Source organism: Ignavibacteria bacterium, assembly GCA_015709655.1.
GTDB lineage: Bacteria > Bacteroidota > Ignavibacteria > Kapaibacteriales > Kapaibacteriaceae > OLB6.
This window is the reverse complement of the sequence record CP054181.1, coordinates 1485118-1503447: the sequence shown is the minus strand read 5'-3', so window position 1 is coordinate 1503447 and position 18330 is coordinate 1485118. Positions and strand designations below refer to the sequence as shown.

19 protein-coding genes are annotated in these 18330 nt (G+C 47.9%); 16 read left to right on the top strand and 3 right to left on the bottom strand.

Translation table 11 applies throughout. The annotated features are described in order from the left end of the window. Positions 1 to 8 precede the first annotated feature (8 nt). Genes HRU79_06010 through HRU79_05975 form a run of 8 tightly spaced genes read left to right on the top strand, consistent with a single transcriptional unit; the run spans position 9 to position 7189 of the window. Positions 9 to 614, top strand: coding sequence for a hypothetical protein (locus HRU79_06010; protein ID QOJ26226.1), 606 nt, complete (start codon positions 9 to 11; stop codon positions 612 to 614). After that, a complete protein-coding gene (locus HRU79_06005) occupies positions 611 to 1054 on the top strand; it encodes a nitrous oxide reductase accessory protein NosL (protein QOJ26225.1) in 444 nt (147 codons plus the stop codon). Before HRU79_06010 ends, HRU79_06005 begins: the two co-directional genes overlap by 4 nt. A 30-nt stretch (positions 1055 to 1084) precedes the next feature. After that, on the top strand, positions 1085 to 1873 hold the full coding sequence (locus HRU79_06000) for a FixH family protein (protein QOJ26224.1): 789 nt from the start codon (positions 1085 to 1087) through the stop codon (positions 1871 to 1873). Continuing rightward, the gene (locus tag HRU79_05995) at positions 1863 to 3872 is read left to right on the top strand and encodes a TonB-dependent receptor (protein ID QOJ26223.1); all 2010 of its coding nucleotides are present in this window, start codon (positions 1863 to 1865) and stop codon (positions 3870 to 3872) included. Before HRU79_06000 ends, HRU79_05995 begins: the two co-directional genes overlap by 11 nt. Next, positions 3869 to 5110 (top strand): nitrous oxide reductase family maturation protein NosD, encoded by a 1242-nt coding sequence (nosD, locus tag HRU79_05990; GenBank protein ID QOJ26222.1) that lies wholly within the window; start codon positions 3869 to 3871, stop codon positions 5108 to 5110. Before HRU79_05995 ends, nosD begins: the two co-directional genes overlap by 4 nt. Next, positions 5103 to 5819 carry an ABC transporter ATP-binding protein gene (locus HRU79_05985; protein ID QOJ26221.1) on the top strand — a complete coding sequence of 239 codons (717 nt, stop codon included), beginning with the start codon at positions 5103 to 5105 and terminating at the stop codon, positions 5817 to 5819. Before nosD ends, HRU79_05985 begins: the two co-directional genes overlap by 8 nt. Next, the gene (locus HRU79_05980) at positions 5816 to 6598 is read left to right on the top strand and encodes an ABC transporter permease subunit (protein ID QOJ26220.1); all 783 of its coding nucleotides are present in this window, start codon (positions 5816 to 5818) and stop codon (positions 6596 to 6598) included. Before HRU79_05985 ends, HRU79_05980 begins: the two co-directional genes overlap by 4 nt. Positions 6599 to 6628: 30 nt before the next feature. Continuing rightward, the gene (locus HRU79_05975; protein QOJ27284.1) at positions 6629 to 7189 is read left to right on the top strand and encodes a fasciclin domain-containing protein; all 561 of its coding nucleotides are present in this window, start codon (positions 6629 to 6631) and stop codon (positions 7187 to 7189) included. Positions 7190 to 7257: 68 nt separating this feature from the next. Here HRU79_05975 and HRU79_05970 read toward each other — a convergent pair whose 3' ends face one another. Both HRU79_05970 and HRU79_05965 read right to left on the bottom strand, forming a co-directional pair. Further along, the gene (locus HRU79_05970; protein ID QOJ26219.1) at positions 7258 to 8502 is read right to left on the bottom strand and encodes a UbiA family prenyltransferase; all 1245 of its coding nucleotides are present in this window, start codon (positions 8500 to 8502) and stop codon (positions 7258 to 7260) included. Between the two features lie 172 nt (positions 8503 to 8674). Beyond that, a complete protein-coding gene (locus HRU79_05965) occupies positions 8675 to 9904 on the bottom strand; it encodes a cation:proton antiporter (protein QOJ26218.1) in 1230 nt (409 codons plus the stop codon). Positions 9905 to 9930: 26 nt separating this feature from the next. On the opposite strand from HRU79_05965, the gene HRU79_05960 reads away from it, so the two are divergent. Further along, positions 9931 to 10830, top strand: a complete 900-nt coding sequence (locus HRU79_05960; GenBank protein ID QOJ26217.1) for an SDR family oxidoreductase — start codon at positions 9931 to 9933, stop codon at positions 10828 to 10830. Positions 10831 to 10891: 61 nt separating this feature from the next. Here the strand turns inward: HRU79_05960 and HRU79_05955 are convergent, their stop codons facing one another. Beyond that, the gene (locus HRU79_05955; GenBank protein ID QOJ26216.1) at positions 10892 to 12439 is read right to left on the bottom strand and encodes a YifB family Mg chelatase-like AAA ATPase; all 1548 of its coding nucleotides are present in this window, start codon (positions 12437 to 12439) and stop codon (positions 10892 to 10894) included. A gap of 68 nt (positions 12440 to 12507) precedes the next feature. On the opposite strand from HRU79_05955, the gene HRU79_05950 reads away from it, so the two are divergent. The 7 genes from HRU79_05950 to HRU79_05920 are packed head-to-tail and all read left to right on the top strand — an operon-like array spanning position 12508 to position 18270. Next, positions 12508 to 13176 carry a viroplasmin family protein gene (locus tag HRU79_05950; GenBank protein QOJ26215.1) on the top strand — a complete coding sequence of 223 codons (669 nt, stop codon included), beginning with the start codon at positions 12508 to 12510 and terminating at the stop codon, positions 13174 to 13176. Between the two features lie 14 nt (positions 13177 to 13190). Continuing rightward, complete coding sequence (gene dut / locus HRU79_05945) at positions 13191 to 13646, top strand: dUTP diphosphatase (GenBank protein ID QOJ26214.1); 456 nt, start codon at positions 13191 to 13193, stop codon at positions 13644 to 13646. After that, the gene (gene rpiB, locus HRU79_05940; protein ID QOJ27283.1) at positions 13646 to 14080 is read left to right on the top strand and encodes a ribose 5-phosphate isomerase B; all 435 of its coding nucleotides are present in this window, start codon (positions 13646 to 13648) and stop codon (positions 14078 to 14080) included. Before dut ends, rpiB begins: the two co-directional genes overlap by 1 nt. An 8-nt stretch (positions 14081 to 14088) precedes the next feature. Beyond that, positions 14089 to 14811 carry a bacillithiol biosynthesis deacetylase BshB1 gene (gene bshB1 / locus HRU79_05935; protein QOJ26213.1) on the top strand — a complete coding sequence of 241 codons (723 nt, stop codon included), beginning with the start codon at positions 14089 to 14091 and terminating at the stop codon, positions 14809 to 14811. Between the two features lie 35 nt (positions 14812 to 14846). After that, complete coding sequence (rsmH, locus tag HRU79_05930) at positions 14847 to 15761, top strand: 16S rRNA (cytosine(1402)-N(4))-methyltransferase RsmH (protein QOJ26212.1); 915 nt, start codon at positions 14847 to 14849, stop codon at positions 15759 to 15761. Continuing rightward, positions 15758 to 17140 (top strand): UDP-N-acetylmuramoyl-tripeptide--D-alanyl-D-alanine ligase, encoded by a 1383-nt coding sequence (gene murF, locus HRU79_05925; GenBank protein ID QOJ26211.1) that lies wholly within the window; start codon positions 15758 to 15760, stop codon positions 17138 to 17140. The genes rsmH and murF overlap by 4 nt, the downstream gene beginning before the upstream one ends. Further along, positions 17140 to 18270: a phospho-N-acetylmuramoyl-pentapeptide-transferase gene (locus HRU79_05920; GenBank protein ID QOJ26210.1), complete on the top strand. Its 1131-nt coding sequence runs from the start codon at positions 17140 to 17142 to the stop codon at positions 18268 to 18270. The genes murF and HRU79_05920 overlap by 1 nt, the downstream gene beginning before the upstream one ends. The last annotated feature ends 60 nt before the right edge of the window (positions 18271 to 18330 follow it).

Genomic DNA, 18330 nt, shown 5'->3' with positions numbered 1-18330 from the left:
ACAGACACATGAAATTAACACATCGGGTTCTAATGATTGCCGGTGCTATCTCTTTGCTGGGACTTTTCGTTTTCCCAATGTGGAGTATATGGCTCGAAGCACCGCAATACCCGAAAGGCAGTGAACTGGGAATCTTCATCCACATTGATAAGGTTACCGGTTCCAGGCCCAACGATCTTGAAAACCTGAATACTCTTAACCATTACATCGGCATGAAGCCTATTCAGCCGGATGCAATCCCCGAGTTAGAGTATATGCCAATAGTTGTTTTAATCCTTGTGGGCCTTGGCATTGTTGCCGGGGCCCTCGGGAAACGGTGGATGATCATTACCTGGCTTGCCATTCTTACCATTGCCGGTTCGGTAGGTATGTATGATTTCTGGAAATGGGAATATGACTATGGACACGATCTGGACCCTAAGGCAATTATAAAAATCGAGGGTATGTCATATCAGCCTCCTCTCATCGGATCGAAACAGCTGTTGAACTTTACTGCCCACTCGTATCCCGCCATTGGCTTCGGCTTTATTGTTTTCGGAGCTATTCTGGCAATGCTTGCGTGGTGGCTGAGCAGAACAAAATCAATCACTCCTCTTGCAGGAGCAAAAACATGACGCTTCGGCTATCATGCTTGCTGCTCACTCTGCTGTTCCTTGTTGCTTGTTCCGAACCGGCACCTCGGGGTATTAACTACGATAAGGAGCAGTGCGCCTCGTGCAAGATGGGTATTACGGACCAGAAGTTCGGTGCTGAAATTGTCACGAAGAAAGGAAAAATCTTCGTTTTTGACGCACCGGAATGCATGATTAACTACATACAGGCAGGTACGGTCAGTTCCGATGATGTGCACTCGTTGTGGGTAACAAACTTTCTTGAGCCGGGTACTCTGATTAAGGCAGAAACGGCATGCTACCTGCACAGCGATATGATTCATTCACCAATGACGTTGGATGTTGCTGCATTTAAGGATTCTGCCACCTGCGAAAAGGTACGGCTGAATTTTGCCGGCGACGTGTTAAACTTTGATGCAGTTCGAAAGTTAGTTCTACAGTAGTTTAATCCCATTTTACCCGGATAGTGAGCCATGACATTTAAACTGATTTTCGCAACTGTGCTTGTGGGGCTTATAGCAGGGTGCAGCTCTAACCCAACACAGCCGGTAACACCCGACCAAATTTCTAAAATGCTTATAGCCTCCCGGTCTTCGGGAGGCTATAAAGTTGAGCTTTATGCTGACTCAGCGCTTTCTGTTGGATACAACGTGTTGTTTATTCGCACCCACTACCAGGGAAATGTTCTGCATAATGCAGGCGTTACCATCAACCCCGATATGGATATGGGAATGTATCACCACTCCTGTCCGGTGGAACAACCATCATCATCTGTGGCAGGTGACAGCGGGCTGTATTCTTGCGCCTCGGTGTTTACCATGCCTTCTGATTCAGCATGGATTATTAACGTCACGGTTGAAGATCCTGATCGTGGGAACACGGTTCAGGTTACTCTGCCGATTACAGTGAAACCTGCCAAGCGGGTATATACCTTTCGGGATACCACTGCCGGCATCATGTATGTTGCTTCCGTAGTACACAAAAAACCCGTTGTTGGTATGAATGATATTAGTTTTTTGCTTCATTCAACAACCGATAAGTTTGTTTTTATACCCGTAAATAATGCAACGATTGTATTTGATCCATCCATGCCGTCAATGGGCCATGGCAGCTACGGGAATGTTCAACCAGGCACACCGGTAAATGGATGGTATTCTGGTCGAGTTAATTACTCAATGTCGGGCGACTGGCTGGTAACAGCCAGCATTACTCTGCCAAGCGGACTGTTTGCCCAAGCCCCTTTCCCAGTTTATGTTCCTTAACCGTTGTATCGTATTTGCCGGCATTTTCTTCTGTGTGTATTTCGTTAATGCGCAAGACACGATCCGTTCCGTAACGGCCCAACAGGTTACGGTCTCCGCCGATCCGCTAACGATGCCATGGCGAACAGATCGTCCGGTTTCAGCGTCGAGTTCTGTAGATCAACTCATGAGGTTCAGCGGCCTTTCTCTTATTCAGCGTGCATCCGGCTTTGCCGGCGAAGCCATGATACAAGGGTTACGCGGCGGACAAATCTCAACAACAATCGACGGGATGAAAATTCATGCGGCGTGCATCGACAAAATGGATCCTGCTACAGCATATGTAGAGCTTGACAATATTCGTACTATGAACGTCTCGGCTGACGGTACTGATTTGCGCTATGCTTCGGGATTGGGTGCATCAGTTAACTTCTCTACCCAGCAGCCTGATTATCGGAGCGACCTTCGCTGCCTTACCGATGCATCGGCTGAATCAAATGGTTTTGGAAGAAGGCTTCGGGCTGACGTAAGCGCAGGCTCTGAGTCTGCAGCTTACCGCATTGGTTATACATATCGGGCCACAAATGATGTCAGCGTTGGAGGTGGTGACGTAATATCTCGATCAGGTTTTAGCAAACATAATATCAACCTGGTTGGACGAACTCGGATTACTAAATCATCGGAACTGGTTGCTACTGCCATTATTGACCGAGCAATCGATGCCATGTATCCGGTTTTGCTGATGGACACCCGGAATGCCGATGCCTATATCGGTGCGCTCACCTGGAATAATCGCTGGACACCAGCTGTTACGTCATCAGTTAAATTTTATGGTAACAGTGTTATCCACAACATGGACGATTACAGTCGGCCGATTGAAGAAATTCGAACCCGGCGGTTTATGCCCAATATGAACATGCCTATGCATGGTACATCAAACGTTCTTGGCCTGCTCTCTGAAGTATCGCTTTTTACTGCTTCTACACTATACTCCGTTATTCTGGATGCATCGTACCTTGCTGCAAATGCTACAATGGACATGATTCCGCTGGACACGACGGTTTCCCCAATGCACATGATCAATATTGGAGATGCTCGCATTGGTACTCTTGGCGTTGTTGCCTCAGCAGACCATACCGTGAGCTCTCGCGTCTCGGTTCGTGGCTCCGCACGGTTTGATGTTTCAAACAGAACACTGAATAACGAGATTTTTCGCAGCGTGTTAAGCGGATACTTTCCCGGGATTAACCCTGATAAAACCGTTACCGCATTCAGTGCATCCGGGGGGCTTTACTATGATGTTTCAGAAACAATTCAGCTTCGGTCTGTTTTATCGTACGCACAGCGTATGCCAACACAGCTTGAGGTATATGGATTCTATATTTACGATCCTGGCATCGACGCAATTGTAAATGGCAACCCTGATCTGAAGAACGAGTCGTCTGTTAATGTCTCGGTTGGATGCTCCTATGGCACCGATGACTTCACTGTTAGTGTTAACACCTTTGTACGATCAATTTCTGACTATATCGCAACTGACACCAATGTTGTATATGACGGAAGTAACCGCGTGCCAATCCGCACGATATCCAACATTGGCGCTGCCTGGATACGGGGCTTTGATATTTCTGCTCTTACGGCCGTAACGTCATGGTGCAGCATTCAGGGATCTGTACAGGCCTTGTGGGGTAATTCGGTATTGTATTCTGAACCACTGCCACTGATTAGTCCTCCATCTGCTACCATACGGACCATTGTAGGGAACCCCGAAATTCAGGCTGAGCTGCTAATGACTGGCGCTTTAGCTCAGGAACGTACCTCGCACATTATTCTACCCGAAGATTCAACCGGTGCATGGTGGCGATCAGACATCCTTCTGGCATGGCAACCAACCCGCGCAATACGTGTACAGGCAGGATGTACTAACCTGTTTGATCGGCTGTATCATGAACATACAAGCATAAACAACCTGCCCTCAGCGGGACGATCATTCGTTCTTGGAGCAAGGCTGGTACTATGAAACTGCTAATCTCACTAACACTGTTGTTTGGTGCTGTAAGTGGTTTGGGACGAACCATAACCCTAACGCCGGCCTACCGTGGCGGGATGAGTGCTGCACTTGCACATACCGGTAATGGTGATACGATCAGGGTTACACCCGGTGTGTACCCCGGTACCGGGTATGTTGTGAAGTCAGCCATAACAATCCTGGGTACGCGTGAATGTGTTTTTGATGCGGAGTCTAAAAATGGCAGTGTGTTCAGCATCCTGTCCGGAAATGTTACCATCAGTGGCATTACCATTCGCAACGTAGCCGTTAGCTACGTTGATGATCATGCTGCAATTAAAATCAAGGAACAAAGCAACATCGTTGTTAAGAACTGCATTATCGAAAATGCATTCTTTGCAATCTATGCATACAGTTCTGAGCGTTGCCGCATTCAGGGCAACACCATAACCGGAATACCACGAAGTGAGTCGAATTCCGGTAACGCCATTCATGCCTGGAAATGTAGGAATATACTGGTCAAGGACAATGTAATCACCGGACACCGTGACGGAATCTACTTTGAATTTATGCGACAAGGTACCGTTGTTGGTAATAAAAGTGAAGGAAATATTCGCTACGGATTGCACTTCATGTTCTCCGATTCCTGCTCGTACCGATCGAATGTTTTTAAACACAATGATGCCGGAGTTGCGGTTATGTATTCCCGGCAAATTCAAATGCTAAACAACTCATTCCTCGACAATTGGGGTCCTACCTCGTACGGGCTGCTGCTTAAAGACATCAGTCACGGACACCTGAAAGGGAATGTATTTACCGGCAACACCGTTGCCATACATGGTGAGGGTCTTACCAGGTCGCTCATAGAACAAAACCGGTTTATTCGCAATGGCTATGGATTTAGAATCCTTGGCAACTGTGAGCTGGTAACGGTTACCCGAAACATGTTCGACGGTAATACATTCGACATTACAACTAATGCGGGTGAGCTTAACAGCTCGTTTAACGAAAACTACTGGAGTTCATACGAAGGATACGATTTAAACAAAGATGGATTCGGTGACGTACCCTTTCACCCGGTGCGCCTCTATTCGCTACTTGTTGAGCGAATCCCATCATCGGTAATTCTGATGCATACCGCATTTATTACCATCCTGGATCTCACTGAACGCATCATTCCAACAATGACTCCTGAAACTCTTGTGGACAAGCGTCCGCTGATGCGGCCACCATTCTTACGCCATGATTGAAATACAGAACATCAGGAAAAAATTCAAACAGCTACAGGTGCTGAACGGAGTGAGTATATCGCTCTCACCGGGCAGTGTTACTGCTCTTGTAGGTCCAAACGGATCCGGTAAAACCACGCTCATGAAGAGCATTGTTGGCTTGGTGCGGCCGGACTCGGGAACAATACATCTGGACGGTGAACTGGTGAGTGCCAATCCCGACGTACGCAACAAGATGGGCTATATGTCGCAAGTTGCCCGATACCCCGAAAATCTGTCGCCACTGGAACTTATTGCCATGGTTCGCGGCATCAGAAAGCAGCAGACAGAAATAGCCGAAGAACTGTTCTCTGAATTTCAGCTTCACGAACATTTAAAAAAGCCTATGCGCTCACTGAGTGGCGGCACACGTCAAAAAGTTGGTGCAGTGTTGGCATTTATGTACGAACCCAGGGTGTTACTACTCGATGAACCAACTGCCGGACTTGATCCGCTGGTAACACAGCGACTCAAAAACCGAATCCGTCACGTGGCCGATAACGGCTCAAGCGTTCTTATCACATCGCACGTAATCGCCGAAATCGAAGAGCTTGCCACCAGGATTGTTTATATCAACGAAGGCGTAATCATGTACGATGGCTCAGTACAGAATCTACTCTCTTCTACAGGTCATTCCAATCTTCCGGCAGCCATCGCTGCCATTATGGAAAAGGGCGGGGGTGTACAATGAAACCAACGTTACAGTTACTCCGCTACGTTGTCCGGGATGTTGTTCGCAGCCGATGGCTGATTATGTACTTTTTATTTTTCTTTGCCGTATCGGAAGGACTCCTGTTTTTTACCTCCGGTGAAGCCAAAACCGTTGTCGGGTTGATGAATGTCGTCCTCATTCTAATTCCGCTTGCTGCCGCTGTTTTTGGTACCCTGCATATTCATCACAATCGTGACTTTGTTGAGCTAATGCTTTCGCAACCGGTAACGCGTACATCGATTTTTACCGCTCTGTACCTTGGTGTTACTCTCCCCTTCCTGATTTCGTTTGTACTGGGCGTGGGCATTCCGGGCCTGCTCCACGGCGTTGTGTTCTCCGCTCCCTTTGTAACTCTTATCAGCACCGGTGCTGCTCTCTCGGTGGTATTCTTTGCTATTGCCTATCTGATCGGTGTTACCGTACAGGATAAGGCTGCTGCCATGGGTGTTGCCTTTGTGGTGTGGCTAATCACAGCCATCTTATACGATGGTGCCATTCTGGCAATCACCGTTGCCTTTGCGGACTACCCCATGGAGATGGCAACAATCGGCATGATTGTTTTGAATCCCGTTGATCTTGCCCGCATCATCGTGATGCTCACCTTTGACTATGCTGCACTCATGGGATACACAGGTGCTGTTTTTGAAGACTTTTTTGGAACCTCGCTTGGCACGACCATATCTGCAGTTTCATTGCTGGTGTGGATGGTAGTACCAATCGTGTTCGGTAAACGTGCTTTTGTTCGAAAAGACTGGTAACCATATTTATTCACTTTTTGGAGATGCATGATGATAAAGTCGCATTCTTTAGTCACCATTCTAGCAGCCGTGTTTCTTGCATGGGGTTGCTCGCAGGATGCCGAGAAGACTCAGGCGAATACCTCCGGCGCTGCCGACCAGCCGGGCGGAGGTCAGGCTTTTGTTCAGGACGATGTTTCACAAAAAGACATTCTGCATGTTGCCATGGGTTCTGCTGACCACTCTACCCTGGTAAAAGCAGTGCAGGCAGCGGGACTTGAGAATACTCTTGCCAATGCTGGACCGTTTACAGTGTTTGCTCCAACAAATGCCGCGTTTGATAAGCTTCCGGCCGGAACTGTTGAATCGCTGCTCAAGCCAGAAAAGGCCGATCAGCTTACAACTGTCCTGTACCATCACGTTCTAACGTCGGCATTGGATAAGGACGCCTTTACAAACGGACAACAAGTAAAGATGTTCGACGGTACGCCGGTTACGATGTCGATTGAGGGTGACACCTGGAAGATTGACGGTGCAAAAATCGTTGCCTCAGTACGTGCCTCAAACGGTTGGGTACATGTTGTGGATGCAGTTGTACTGCCACCACAATAACAGTTTTGCAATACCAAAAAAAAGCCGGAGGAAACCCCGGCTTTTTCGCTTTTTGTAGATCGTGAAAATTATAACGCCATGAACAGTGCCATCAACAGCGTTACCGCGATTTGCAAGTAAATAGTATTGACGTTTGACCGAACAAGTGTGCGTTTATCAAGGTTCTTAAACATCCATACGATCGTATAAATGCCATACACCAGACCCACAACAGTTGCTATGTGTAAGAGTGGCTTATTCCACTGCAAAGCAAACCATGATATCCCCGCCAGAGCACTAAGCCAGGTGCCGGTATACAACCAACCGGCAACCGTTGGACCAAACGTTACAACCAGGTGATTCTTTCCGGTAGTTGCATCTCCTTCTGCATCTGGAATCTGGTTAATCATCAGGATGTTCGTTGTAAGCAAGCCTGCAGGAATCCCAACCAGGAATGCTTCCCACGAATAAAAACCTGTAGCAACGTAGGCCATGCCAAGAGTAATTAACGGACCAAACGCCAGTCCGATCGAGAGCTCGCCAAGACCATGCCGGGCTACCAGACGAAGAGGAGGTGCCGTGTAAAAGTACCCTAATGCAAGACCCGCAAGACCAATGTATAACACACCGGTTCCCACCACTGCGGTTAAACCAAGGCCGATGATCAGCGCAGCAAGAAGTAGTGTTACCGCAACATACTTTGTACGCTTTAAATCTATCAACCCCATTTCTATGGCTCTGCTCCCACCAGTGTACTGTACAAAGTATTTGGTGTTTGCGCCATCAGTACCACTTTTCACGTCGAAATAATCGTTAAAGACGTTTGCGCTTAAATGGAGCAGCAACACGCCCAGACCGGCAAGCAGGCTTTCCGTCCACGGTATCGCAAAACCCCCGATCGCTGCAACCCATACCAACCCAATCACCACCGGTGTTAATGCTGCCGTTAGAAAAGGGGCTCTGGTGATAACAAGCCAGCGTATGGCTTTAGTTGTAAACTTTATGGGTACATGAACCGGGGTTTCCAGTTCTTCGGTCACACCGCAATAGCCAATTTGTTCTCCGTTCTTCGAGGTTGGCGATATCCGGATTCTGGCACCAAATACCTCACCGTTTTTACGAACAAAGTTGGTCTGACCAATCCACTCACCCGTTTCATTAGCGGTGTCAAGCCAGCTTTTAAGGTTTTGCAAGACAATCTCGCCAGGTGAAAATGCACTTACTCGAAGTTTGCCAACAGCTTCGGAAGCGGTGTATCCAAACATTTCCTCAGCCCCCTGATTAAACGTTTGAATTATTCCTTCCGTATCGCATGTAATCGTACTCTTTCGCATGGAAAACCTTTGGGAAAGTTTGTATTATGTTCATTTTCCTGTCGAAAATTACGCAATCTTAATAACATTTTAGAAATGACCACAGTCAGGCCTACTCCATGACACTAATTGCTGAGTTGCACATTTTTACGTGGGCCGTGCGGCAAGACACCTAAACCAAACTACGTTGCCCTTAACCATCTGCAAGCACCGGCTGCGGTTCGTTTTCTTTTTCCAGACGTGGCATTACGAACTTGCGGAACAGCACCGGGGTAATAAGTGTTGACACGACTCCCATAAGGACAAGCGTCGAGAATAATTCCTGACCAATCAGACCCCTCTCGTAGCCGATACTGGCAATAACCAACTCCATCACACCACGTCCGTTTAGAATGATAGCTATTCCCATTGAATCTGTTTTGGACATTCCGATGGTTCTGCCTCCAAGCCACCCTGCTATCATCTTTGACACAATTGAAACGATGAGCACAACAACTACAAACAAAACAGAGCTGACGCCAAAAATGTTGAACTCAAGGCCAAGGTATGCAAAGAAAATCGGTGCCAGAAAACCGTCGCTTACCGATCGTAATGTACTATCAAGCACGTGATAACGCTCGGCAAGGAAAAACTTCCTGTCAATCAGCAATGCCCCAAAAAACGCACCCACAACAAAATGGAAACCCAGCATCTCGCTGGCCGACCCAAATACCAGTACAAAGAGAACCACTAAACCAAACAGCGCATCATTGCCCAGCCACTGTACAAGTTTTTCAGGGAACCGTTCAACGTGCACTCCCCACTGTACCAGCTTTTCCAATACCCAGTTAAACCCAAGAATTACAGCACCCAGAACCACTAACTTCCATACTGTTAATGCAATGCTGATCCCAACGGCCTCGAATGAACGCTGCTCAGGTAACGACAGTAGTACGCCAAGAATCATCAGCGCAAATACGTCGTTAAGGATTGCAGTCGCAATTGAGTATTTGCCTATTCTGCTGTTCAGGATACCAAAACTCTGAAGAATTCCAACGGCAACAGGTAATGCCGTTATCGAAATACATAATCCCAGGAAAACCGTCTTGTTAACATCCAGACCAAAAACCAGTCCTACCAGAATCCCAAGAATTAGCGGTATTAAAAATCCAAATAAGCCGATTATTGAACCCTTGCCCTTGAATGCCTTTACTACATCGTTAAAATTCATTTCCAGTCCGGCGGACAACACAACAAGAAATACCGCCAGCTCCGAAATGCCCGATAATGCAGGGCTTGCCGTTACCAGACCCAATACGCTCGGGCCTAACAGTACGCCTGCCACCATTTCTCCAACGATCGCTGGTTGCTTTAATCGTACTGCTATGTGGCCAAAAATCCTGGCCACAACAATCAACATTAACAAACTTGTAAGTAAAGGCATAAGCGTAATATACATTTGTTCTTGTAATGAGTAAAACTATCACTATTATCGGTGCCGGAAGTACAACCGGTTTGGCGCTGGTGCCAATTTTGCTGCAGGAGACTTCAGCCACTCTTCACCTTGTAACCCGCTCGAAGGTTAACATTGAACATAGCAGGATTGTTGCCTCACACGTCAACGTTACGTCGCTGAGCGAGCTTAAATCTACCATCCTTGGCCAACTGCCTTCCGTTATCGTTAATCTTGTTGCAACTTCCAGCGTAGATGCCTGTGAAGCAGATAAAGAAACGGCACAGGTACTGAATGTAACACTCGTGAAGGACCTGGTACGACTTGCACGGGCAACCGATGCACATCTTGTTCACCTTTCTACCGATTACATTTTTAACGGCGAGCGGGGTCCGTACGCCGAGAACGACACACCCGCACCAATTAACTACTATGGTAAAACAAAACTGTCCGGCGAGAATGCTGTAATCACTTCAGGCATCAGCAGCACGATAATTCGAACCAACGTTGTATATAGCCCCTTCCCATCACGTCCTGATTTTGTTCACTCGGTACTGAAAAGTGCCGAAACAAATTCTCCCGTCCGCGCTGCCAGCGATTTATATGGTAATCCAACCTATGTTGATGACCTTGCCGAAGCTATCGTACGGGTTATAGAGACGGCTGCACAAGGGATTTACCATGTAGGCGGATCGGACTACGTTAGTCGTTATCAGTTTGCAACCAAAATTGCAGAGGTGTTTAAACTGGACACGTCGTTAATTCACGCGGTTCAGGCTGCCGATTTGCAGCTGCCGGCAAAACGACCGCTTCGTGCGGGACTAAGTACATCAACAACGGAGGCTGTTCTAGGATTACGGTTCAGGGGAATAGAAAGCGGTCTGATTTGTTTACGTAATTCACTGTTTTCAAAGTAGCGGGAGTAATCTCCGGCACACATACCACACATACTTTGATTGCATACTTTACCTATTCGGTTTATCCGTTCCAGTACGGACGGTCTAAGTCACGGTAGTGAACTGCTTCTGCCATATGGTGCTGCTGAATGTAGTCCTCGTGTTCCAAATCAGAAATCGTACGTGCAACTTTTAGAATACGATGGTATGCACGTGCTGAGAGCGATAACTTGTCCATGCTCTTTTGCAAAAAGCCAAGTGCTTCAGGTGTTGGCTTGCCAAAACGCTGCAAGTCAGCCGATGACATATCGGCGTTTTTGAACAAGTCGGGTCGGTCCCGGAACCGGTCATGTTGGATTTGACGGGCCTGTATCACGCGCTGACGGATTGTTTCTGACGGTTCGCCCGACTGCATGCGGGCTAGTTCCTTTACTTCGACGGCAGGAACATTAACGTGCAGGTCAATCCTGTCTAATAGTGGTCCACTTACTCTTCCCATGTATTTCGACACTTCCATTGGCGTGCAGGTACAGGGTCTGACACCGCTTCCAAAATTTCCGCATGGACATGGGTTCATACTGCACACCAGCATCACATTGCTTGGAAACGTCACCGAGGTTCGTGTGCGTGAAATCAGAACCTGCCTGTCTTCGAGTGGCTGGCGCAATACTTCCAGAACATTACGCTGAAATTCAGGTAGCTCATCTAAAAACAAGACGCCATGGTGTGCCAATGTGATTTCTCCTGCCCTTACAACACCAACGCCGCCACCCACCAACGCCGCATCGCTAATGGTGTGGTGTGGGGCACGAAACGGTCTTTTCGTGACCAGGGCATGCCCGGGTGACAGAATTCCTGCAACTGAATGTATTGCCGTTGTTTCTAATGCTTCTGACAGTGTAAGCGGGGGGAGAATTCCGGGTAATCGCTTTGCGAGCATGGTTTTTCCTGCCCCGGGCGGACCGAGCATGATGATGTTATGCCCGCCCGCCGCAGCTACCTCCAACGCCCGTTTCACCGCTGCTTGTCCTTTCACGTCGGCCATGTCAGGAATAATTTCTTCAGATGCTTTCTCAAAGAGTCGCGGTACGTCAACAATATGTGGTTTAATCAACAGCAGGCCACGCATAAAGTCAACTGTTTCTTTCAGCGTTTCAACGGGAATAACATCGATACCGGACACAATCGCTGCTTCGCCGGCGTTAGCCATTGGAAGGACAATACGTTTAAATCCATTTTTCTTAAGCATGGCTGTAATTGGAAGTACTCCGTGAGCGGCGCGGAGCGTACCGTCAAAAGCCAGCTCACCAACCATTGCCGTATCGGACAGTCCTGCCATTTCGATCTCATGCACAGCATTCAGTACGCCAATTGCAATCGGAAGATCAAACATACTTCCCTCCTTCCGAACGTCTGCCGGTGCCAGATTTACGGTATATTTTCGTGGCGGTACCTCGAACGATGAGTTTTTTATTGCTGCCTGAACACGTTCCTTACTTTCACGCACCGAACTGTCGGGCAAACCAACGATCTGAAAAGCCGGCAATCCGAGTTCAACATGGATTTCAATTTCAACCGGATATGCAGAGATACCAACAACTGCTGCGCTAAAGGTTTTTGCATACTTCATTATAACCACGTAGCGGTTGAATCCAAAATGTGACTGTTCGCACCGTAATGTCGTAATTTTGCAGCCTTATGGCCATTATTAGAGCACCCAAGAAAAGCAAATGGTATGTAGTATGGATTGGCCGGATACCCGGCATTTACCCGTCATGGGAGAAATGCCGAGAACAGGTAGAAGGATTTCCGGGCTCACGATACCGCGCTTATGATACACTTGCAGATGCGCGTACTGCTGTTGATGCCGGCCCCCCAAAGGCCGGAGGGTCCCGGGTTGACGAATCGTTGGCCAAGGGTGGGGCAGGCAAGAAGAGCGCTAAGGTTAAAAAACCAAAGAAACCAATAACACCAAGTGTTTCCGTGGACGCGGCATGCAACATGGTTACACGGGTAATGGAATATCGGGGTGTTGACACAGCAACCGGTACCGAATTGTTCAGGCTGGGACCTTTCGAGGATGCAACAAATAATATCGGTGAATTCCTGGCAATCGTGCATGCTCTTGGTATGCTGGAACAGCAAAAAAGTACGCTGCCGGTATATTCTGATTCCACTACGGCTCTTAACTGGGTTCGCAATAAAAAAGCCAGAACAAAAACTGACCGAACAACACGCAACCGAAAAGTTTTTGAGCTGCTGGAACGTGCCGAGCTCTGGCTGGAGACCAACGAATACGAGAATGAACTCCTGAAATGGGAATCAGACGTTTGGGGTGAAAATCCGGCCGACTTCGGAAGGAAGTAGTAAGGGGCTTTGCAATGCTCGTAGATATTAATGTTCTTGACCATGCGGCAGACCTGCCTTTGCCGTGTTTTGCTACTACCGGCGCTGCCGGTATGGATGTGCATGCAGCTTGTACAACACCCGTAACAATTCCGCCCGGCGGTGTTGTTATGGTTCCTACGGGATTGCGTATTGCCGTTCCTGCCGGTTACGAGTGTCAGGTGCGCTCACGTAGCGGTCTGGCTGCCAAGAACGGAGTGTTTGCACTAAATGCGCCAGGAACAATCGATAGTGACTACCGGGGAGAAATCCAGATAATCCTGGCTAATTTCTCTGCTTCACCGTTTACGGTCGAACGCGGTATGCGAATAGCACAGCTTGTTTTTGCAAGGGTAGAACAGGTTGAATGGAACGTTACGGTAAGTCTTGATAGTACCGAGCGCAACACCGGTGGCTTTGGCAGCACCGGCATTCATGTGGAGAAAATATGATTTCGATTAGCGTTGGCTCAGATCATGCCGGCTTTGCTTACAAAGAGGCAATAAAAAAGTTTCTCACCGAAAAAGGCTATACCGTCCTTGATGCCGGCACCGATTCCGAAGCTTCCGTTGATTACCCTGATTATGGAAGGGCTGCCGCAGAGCTTGTTGCTAATGGTACAGCCAACGCAGGAATTATCGTGTGTGGCAGCGGTATTGGAATTTCGATTGCTGCAAACAAGGTGCACGGAATACGTGCAGCCAATGTTACCAGCGTTGAAATGGCAAAACTGGCCCGGGCACATAACAATGCTAACATGCTGGCAGTTGGAAGCAGGCTGTCGTCGCTGGACGATGTACTGCTCATGGTTGCGGCTTTCTTGGAAACATCCTTCGAAGGCGGACGCCATGCCGGTCGTGTTGCCAAGTTGGACGCAATGGGTTAAACTCGACCATGGCAAACGTACTTGTTGTTTCAGCACATCCGGATGATGCCGAACTATCGGCAGGCGGTACAATCCGAAAACTTGTCCTTGAAAACCACAAGGTTGTGCTGCTCGATTGTACTGCCGGTGAAAACGGTACGCGAGGTAATGCCACACTTCGCAAGCAGGAAGCTGACAATGCTGCGTCGATCTTAGGTGTAGCACACCGCGAGATCTTATCAATGCCCGACGGGCATGTTTCATACTGCCAGGAACATGTACTTACACTGGTAAAAAAATTTCGTGAGTATAAACCGGATATTATCATCACAAGTCCTCCCGTAGAACGCCATCCTGACCATGAAGCAGTTCATAAGCTTGCCGTAGGTGCTTCATTCCTGTGCGGTCTGCCAAAGGTTCTTCCCGATACCTACTCCAGCGACTATACCCGTCCACAAAAGGTTTTTTGCTATCAGCAGAACTATGATTTACCAGAGCAGAACATCGTATATGTAGATGTTAGCAATACCTGGGAGGGACGAGAAAATGCTATCCTGGCTTACGCAAGCCAGTTTAACGTTCCTGACCGCTATGTTTCAGACGAACCACAAACCATACTGTCACGTCCGGAGTTCATGAGCGAACAACAGGCACGCTGCATGCACTATGGTACCCGAATTGGTGTACAGTATGCCGAGGCATTCCTGGTGATCGGTGGTATTGGCGTTAAAAGTTTATCGACTTTGTTTTAACTTGATTTTCACTCTTGGATTAGCCTCCTTCAGTAATGGCACGGCTCTCTGAACAAGAATACCATGTGCCGGTAATGGCTCAGTTGTGTATCGACTTTTTGCAGGCCGATCGTGGTGGCGTGTTCGTAGATGCAACGTTGGGTGGAGGTGGGCACACCGGAATGATATTGCAGCACCTACCGGAAAGTGGACGGCTGTTCTCGTTTGATGCCGATGATGCCGCGGTGGGTCATTATCACGAGCACCATCCCTCCGACAGTCGGCATGTTATTGTTAACAAGAACTTCAGTACGATACCAGAAACACTCAAAAATGAAGGTCCTGTTCAGGGCATCCTGTTTGACCTAGGTGTGAGCAGTTATCAGTTTGATCATCATCCGCGGGGATTTTCGTTCCGACAAGAGGCTCCGCTGGATATGCGTTTTGGTCAGGATGGCATAACGGCGGCGGATGTTCTTAATACATACACCGAAAAAGAACTTGCGAATGTATTCCGTAACTACGGCGAAGATCCTTCTTCGGCTCTGCTTGCCCGCGCTATTGTGCGTAGGCGTACCCTAGCCCCTTTCCGGACAACTGTTGATTTACGAACGACAATAGAACAGCATATTCCCCCGCAGCATGTAGCAAAAACACTTGCACGAATATTTCAGGCACTGCGCATTACCGTAAACCGGGAATTAGACATTCTTGCAGAGTCGCTGGTTTCCGTCCTTCACATGATGGATACAGGAGGCCGAATTGTTGTTCTGAGCTACCATTCACTGGAAGACCGCATTGTAAAAGATATTTTTCGTGAATATTCCCGACGTCAGACGCCGCCCGTACTGACTGTTCTAACCAAGAAACCCGTAGTTGCTGACGTACCCGAAATTGAACGGAACCCCCGCTCCCGGAGTGTACGATTCCGTGCAGCCGAAATTCAATCTTCTTATCTTCGTCCGCAATGAATAATCTTGCTCAGTTCGGTTATACCGACCTCGTTACTTGCTTTGGTGAAGCAGCAATATGTCTTCCTGAGAATATCAGTTCCTCAGGCGTTAGCACCGATACCCGTACTTTACAACCTGGTGCATTGTTTGTTGCCCTTCGCGGTGAAAACTTTGATGCACATACTCTTCTTACCGAAGCCACCGTTAAAGGTGCAGTACTATTAATCGTTGATGCGGGGCTGATAACTTCTGATACAATAAACGGCGTTCCGCTAATCCGTGTTGAGTCCACGCTCCATGCGCTTGGTACTCTGGCCTGGTATCATCGGCAGCGGTTTAGTATTCCTATTCTTGCAATTGCCGGATCGGCCGGGAAAACCAGCACCAAGGAATTGGCTGCCCATGTACTTAATGCCCAATATCATGTGCTAAAAACCCATGCAAATCACAACAACCAAATTGGTACTCCCTTAACCCTTCTGCAGCTAACGGACCAGCATACGGCTGCAGTAATCGAAATTGGTACCAACGAACCAGGTGAAATCGAGATCCTCTGCGCCATGGTACGTCCAACCCATGGCCTGATCACCCAAATTGGTAAGGAGCATCTGGAAAAGCTGATCGACCTAGACGGTGTTGAAAAGGAAGAAACAACCCTGTTCGAGTTTCTCATTGATACCGGTGGTACAATGCTGATTAACCTTAATGATGTCCGTATCGCTGCCTGGGTAGAACGTCACGGTGGAAGGGGGCTTTCGTTTGGCATTAACACACACGCTGATATCAGCGCCAGTGTTAGCTTTACACAGGAACTGAACCCGATTATTCATGTAGTCCACGAGCGAGCATCTCTTCGTTCCGTTATGAAAACAACCGGATACGCCGCCGCAATGAATGCCGTTGCTGCAATCGCCGTTGGCGCAGTGTTCGAGTTAACGGCCACTCAGATTAAACAGGCACTGGAATCGTACATGCCGGAGCAGAATAGCGAATACGGCAGGATGAAGGTAGAACGTTCGGAGCGGTTTACGTTGCTGAACGACACGTACAATGCCAATCCTGATAGTATGAATTCAGCTCTAAAGACTCTCCAGTTATTCCCTGCCGTACACCGCGTTGCCGTTTTGGGTGATATGCGCGAGCTGGGAACAGCATCTGAGCAGGAACATACTGATTGTTTAAATCAGGCGGCAGACGTTGCTGATACCATTATTACCCTGGGAACCGAGTTTGCCAAAGCATCACAGAACATCAACCATCCCATACATTGTTTCGGCACTCATAATCAGTGTGCGGATTTCATTACGGCAAATATTCCCGACGGCTCATGTATTCTTGTAAAAGGATCTCGTGGGTTGACAATGGAGAAAGTTGTTTCAGCACTGAAAGGACGCTAATGCTGTACCACCTTGCGCTTTGGATGCGCGACTTTACAACCATTCCCGGAATCGGCGTGTTTCAGTACGTAACATTCCGGGCTGCCGTTGCAGCAGTACTTGCGTTGCTGATCGCAATTCTTGTCGGACCCAAGTTGATTGCCCTCCTTAAACGAATTCAGATTGGTGAACAGGCCAAGAGAGAACTTCAGGGTGTGGGGCATCACAGCACAAAAGCAGGTACGCCAACCATGGGAGGAATAATCGTTCTTGCAGCAGTGCTGATCCCAACCCTGCTGCTGGGCCGGGTAGACAACATGTACGTTATTACCGTTGTTGCTACAACCGGTTTACTTGGAATTGTTGGGTTTACCGACGATTATTTGAAGGTTGTACGAAAACTGCCAAACGGTTTGATAGGTAAATACAAACTTCTTGGACAGGTTGTTGTCAGCCTGATGGTGGGCTGTGCTCTAACTTTTATGCCGGAATGGTTTAGCAGTTCGTTGCGTGACGTAAGCTCTCTTACGACCGTCCCATTTGAGAAAATGGTGAATTTTGATTTTGGCTGGTTTTATATCCCCATGGTTGTATTTGTAATTACTGCCACTTCGAATGCCGTGAATCTCACTGATGGTCTTGACGGGTTATGTATTGGTACGGTTGGGATAAGTGCCCTTGCACTTGCTGTTATTGCATACTTTTCAGGCAATGCCTTTTTTGCCGATTATCTGAACATCATGCACCTTAGGGGTACCGATGAGTTAGTGATTTTTTGTGCTGCCATTGTTGGTGCATCAATGGGGTTTTTATGGTATAATGCCTATCCTGCCCAGGTATTCATGGGCGACACCGGATCGCTTGCTTTAGGTGGGGCAATTGGTGTTTTATGCGTTCTCATTAAAAAAGAGTTTCTGCTGCCCATTTTGGGAGGGATATTTTTTGCAGAAACTGTTTCGGTTATTCTTCAGGTTACGTGGTATAAGTACACCCGCCGCAGATACGGTGAGGGTCGGCGCCTGTTCCTTATGGCTCCACTTCACCACCACTTTGAGAAAAAAGGATGGCATGAATCCAAAATTGTTACCCGATTTTACATAATTGCTGTTATGCTGGCCATCATTACTATGGCAACATTCAAGGTGCGTTAGCTTTGATGGCAACTGTTTATTACAACCGTTGTTTAATCCTCGCCAGCACTGGTGCACTCT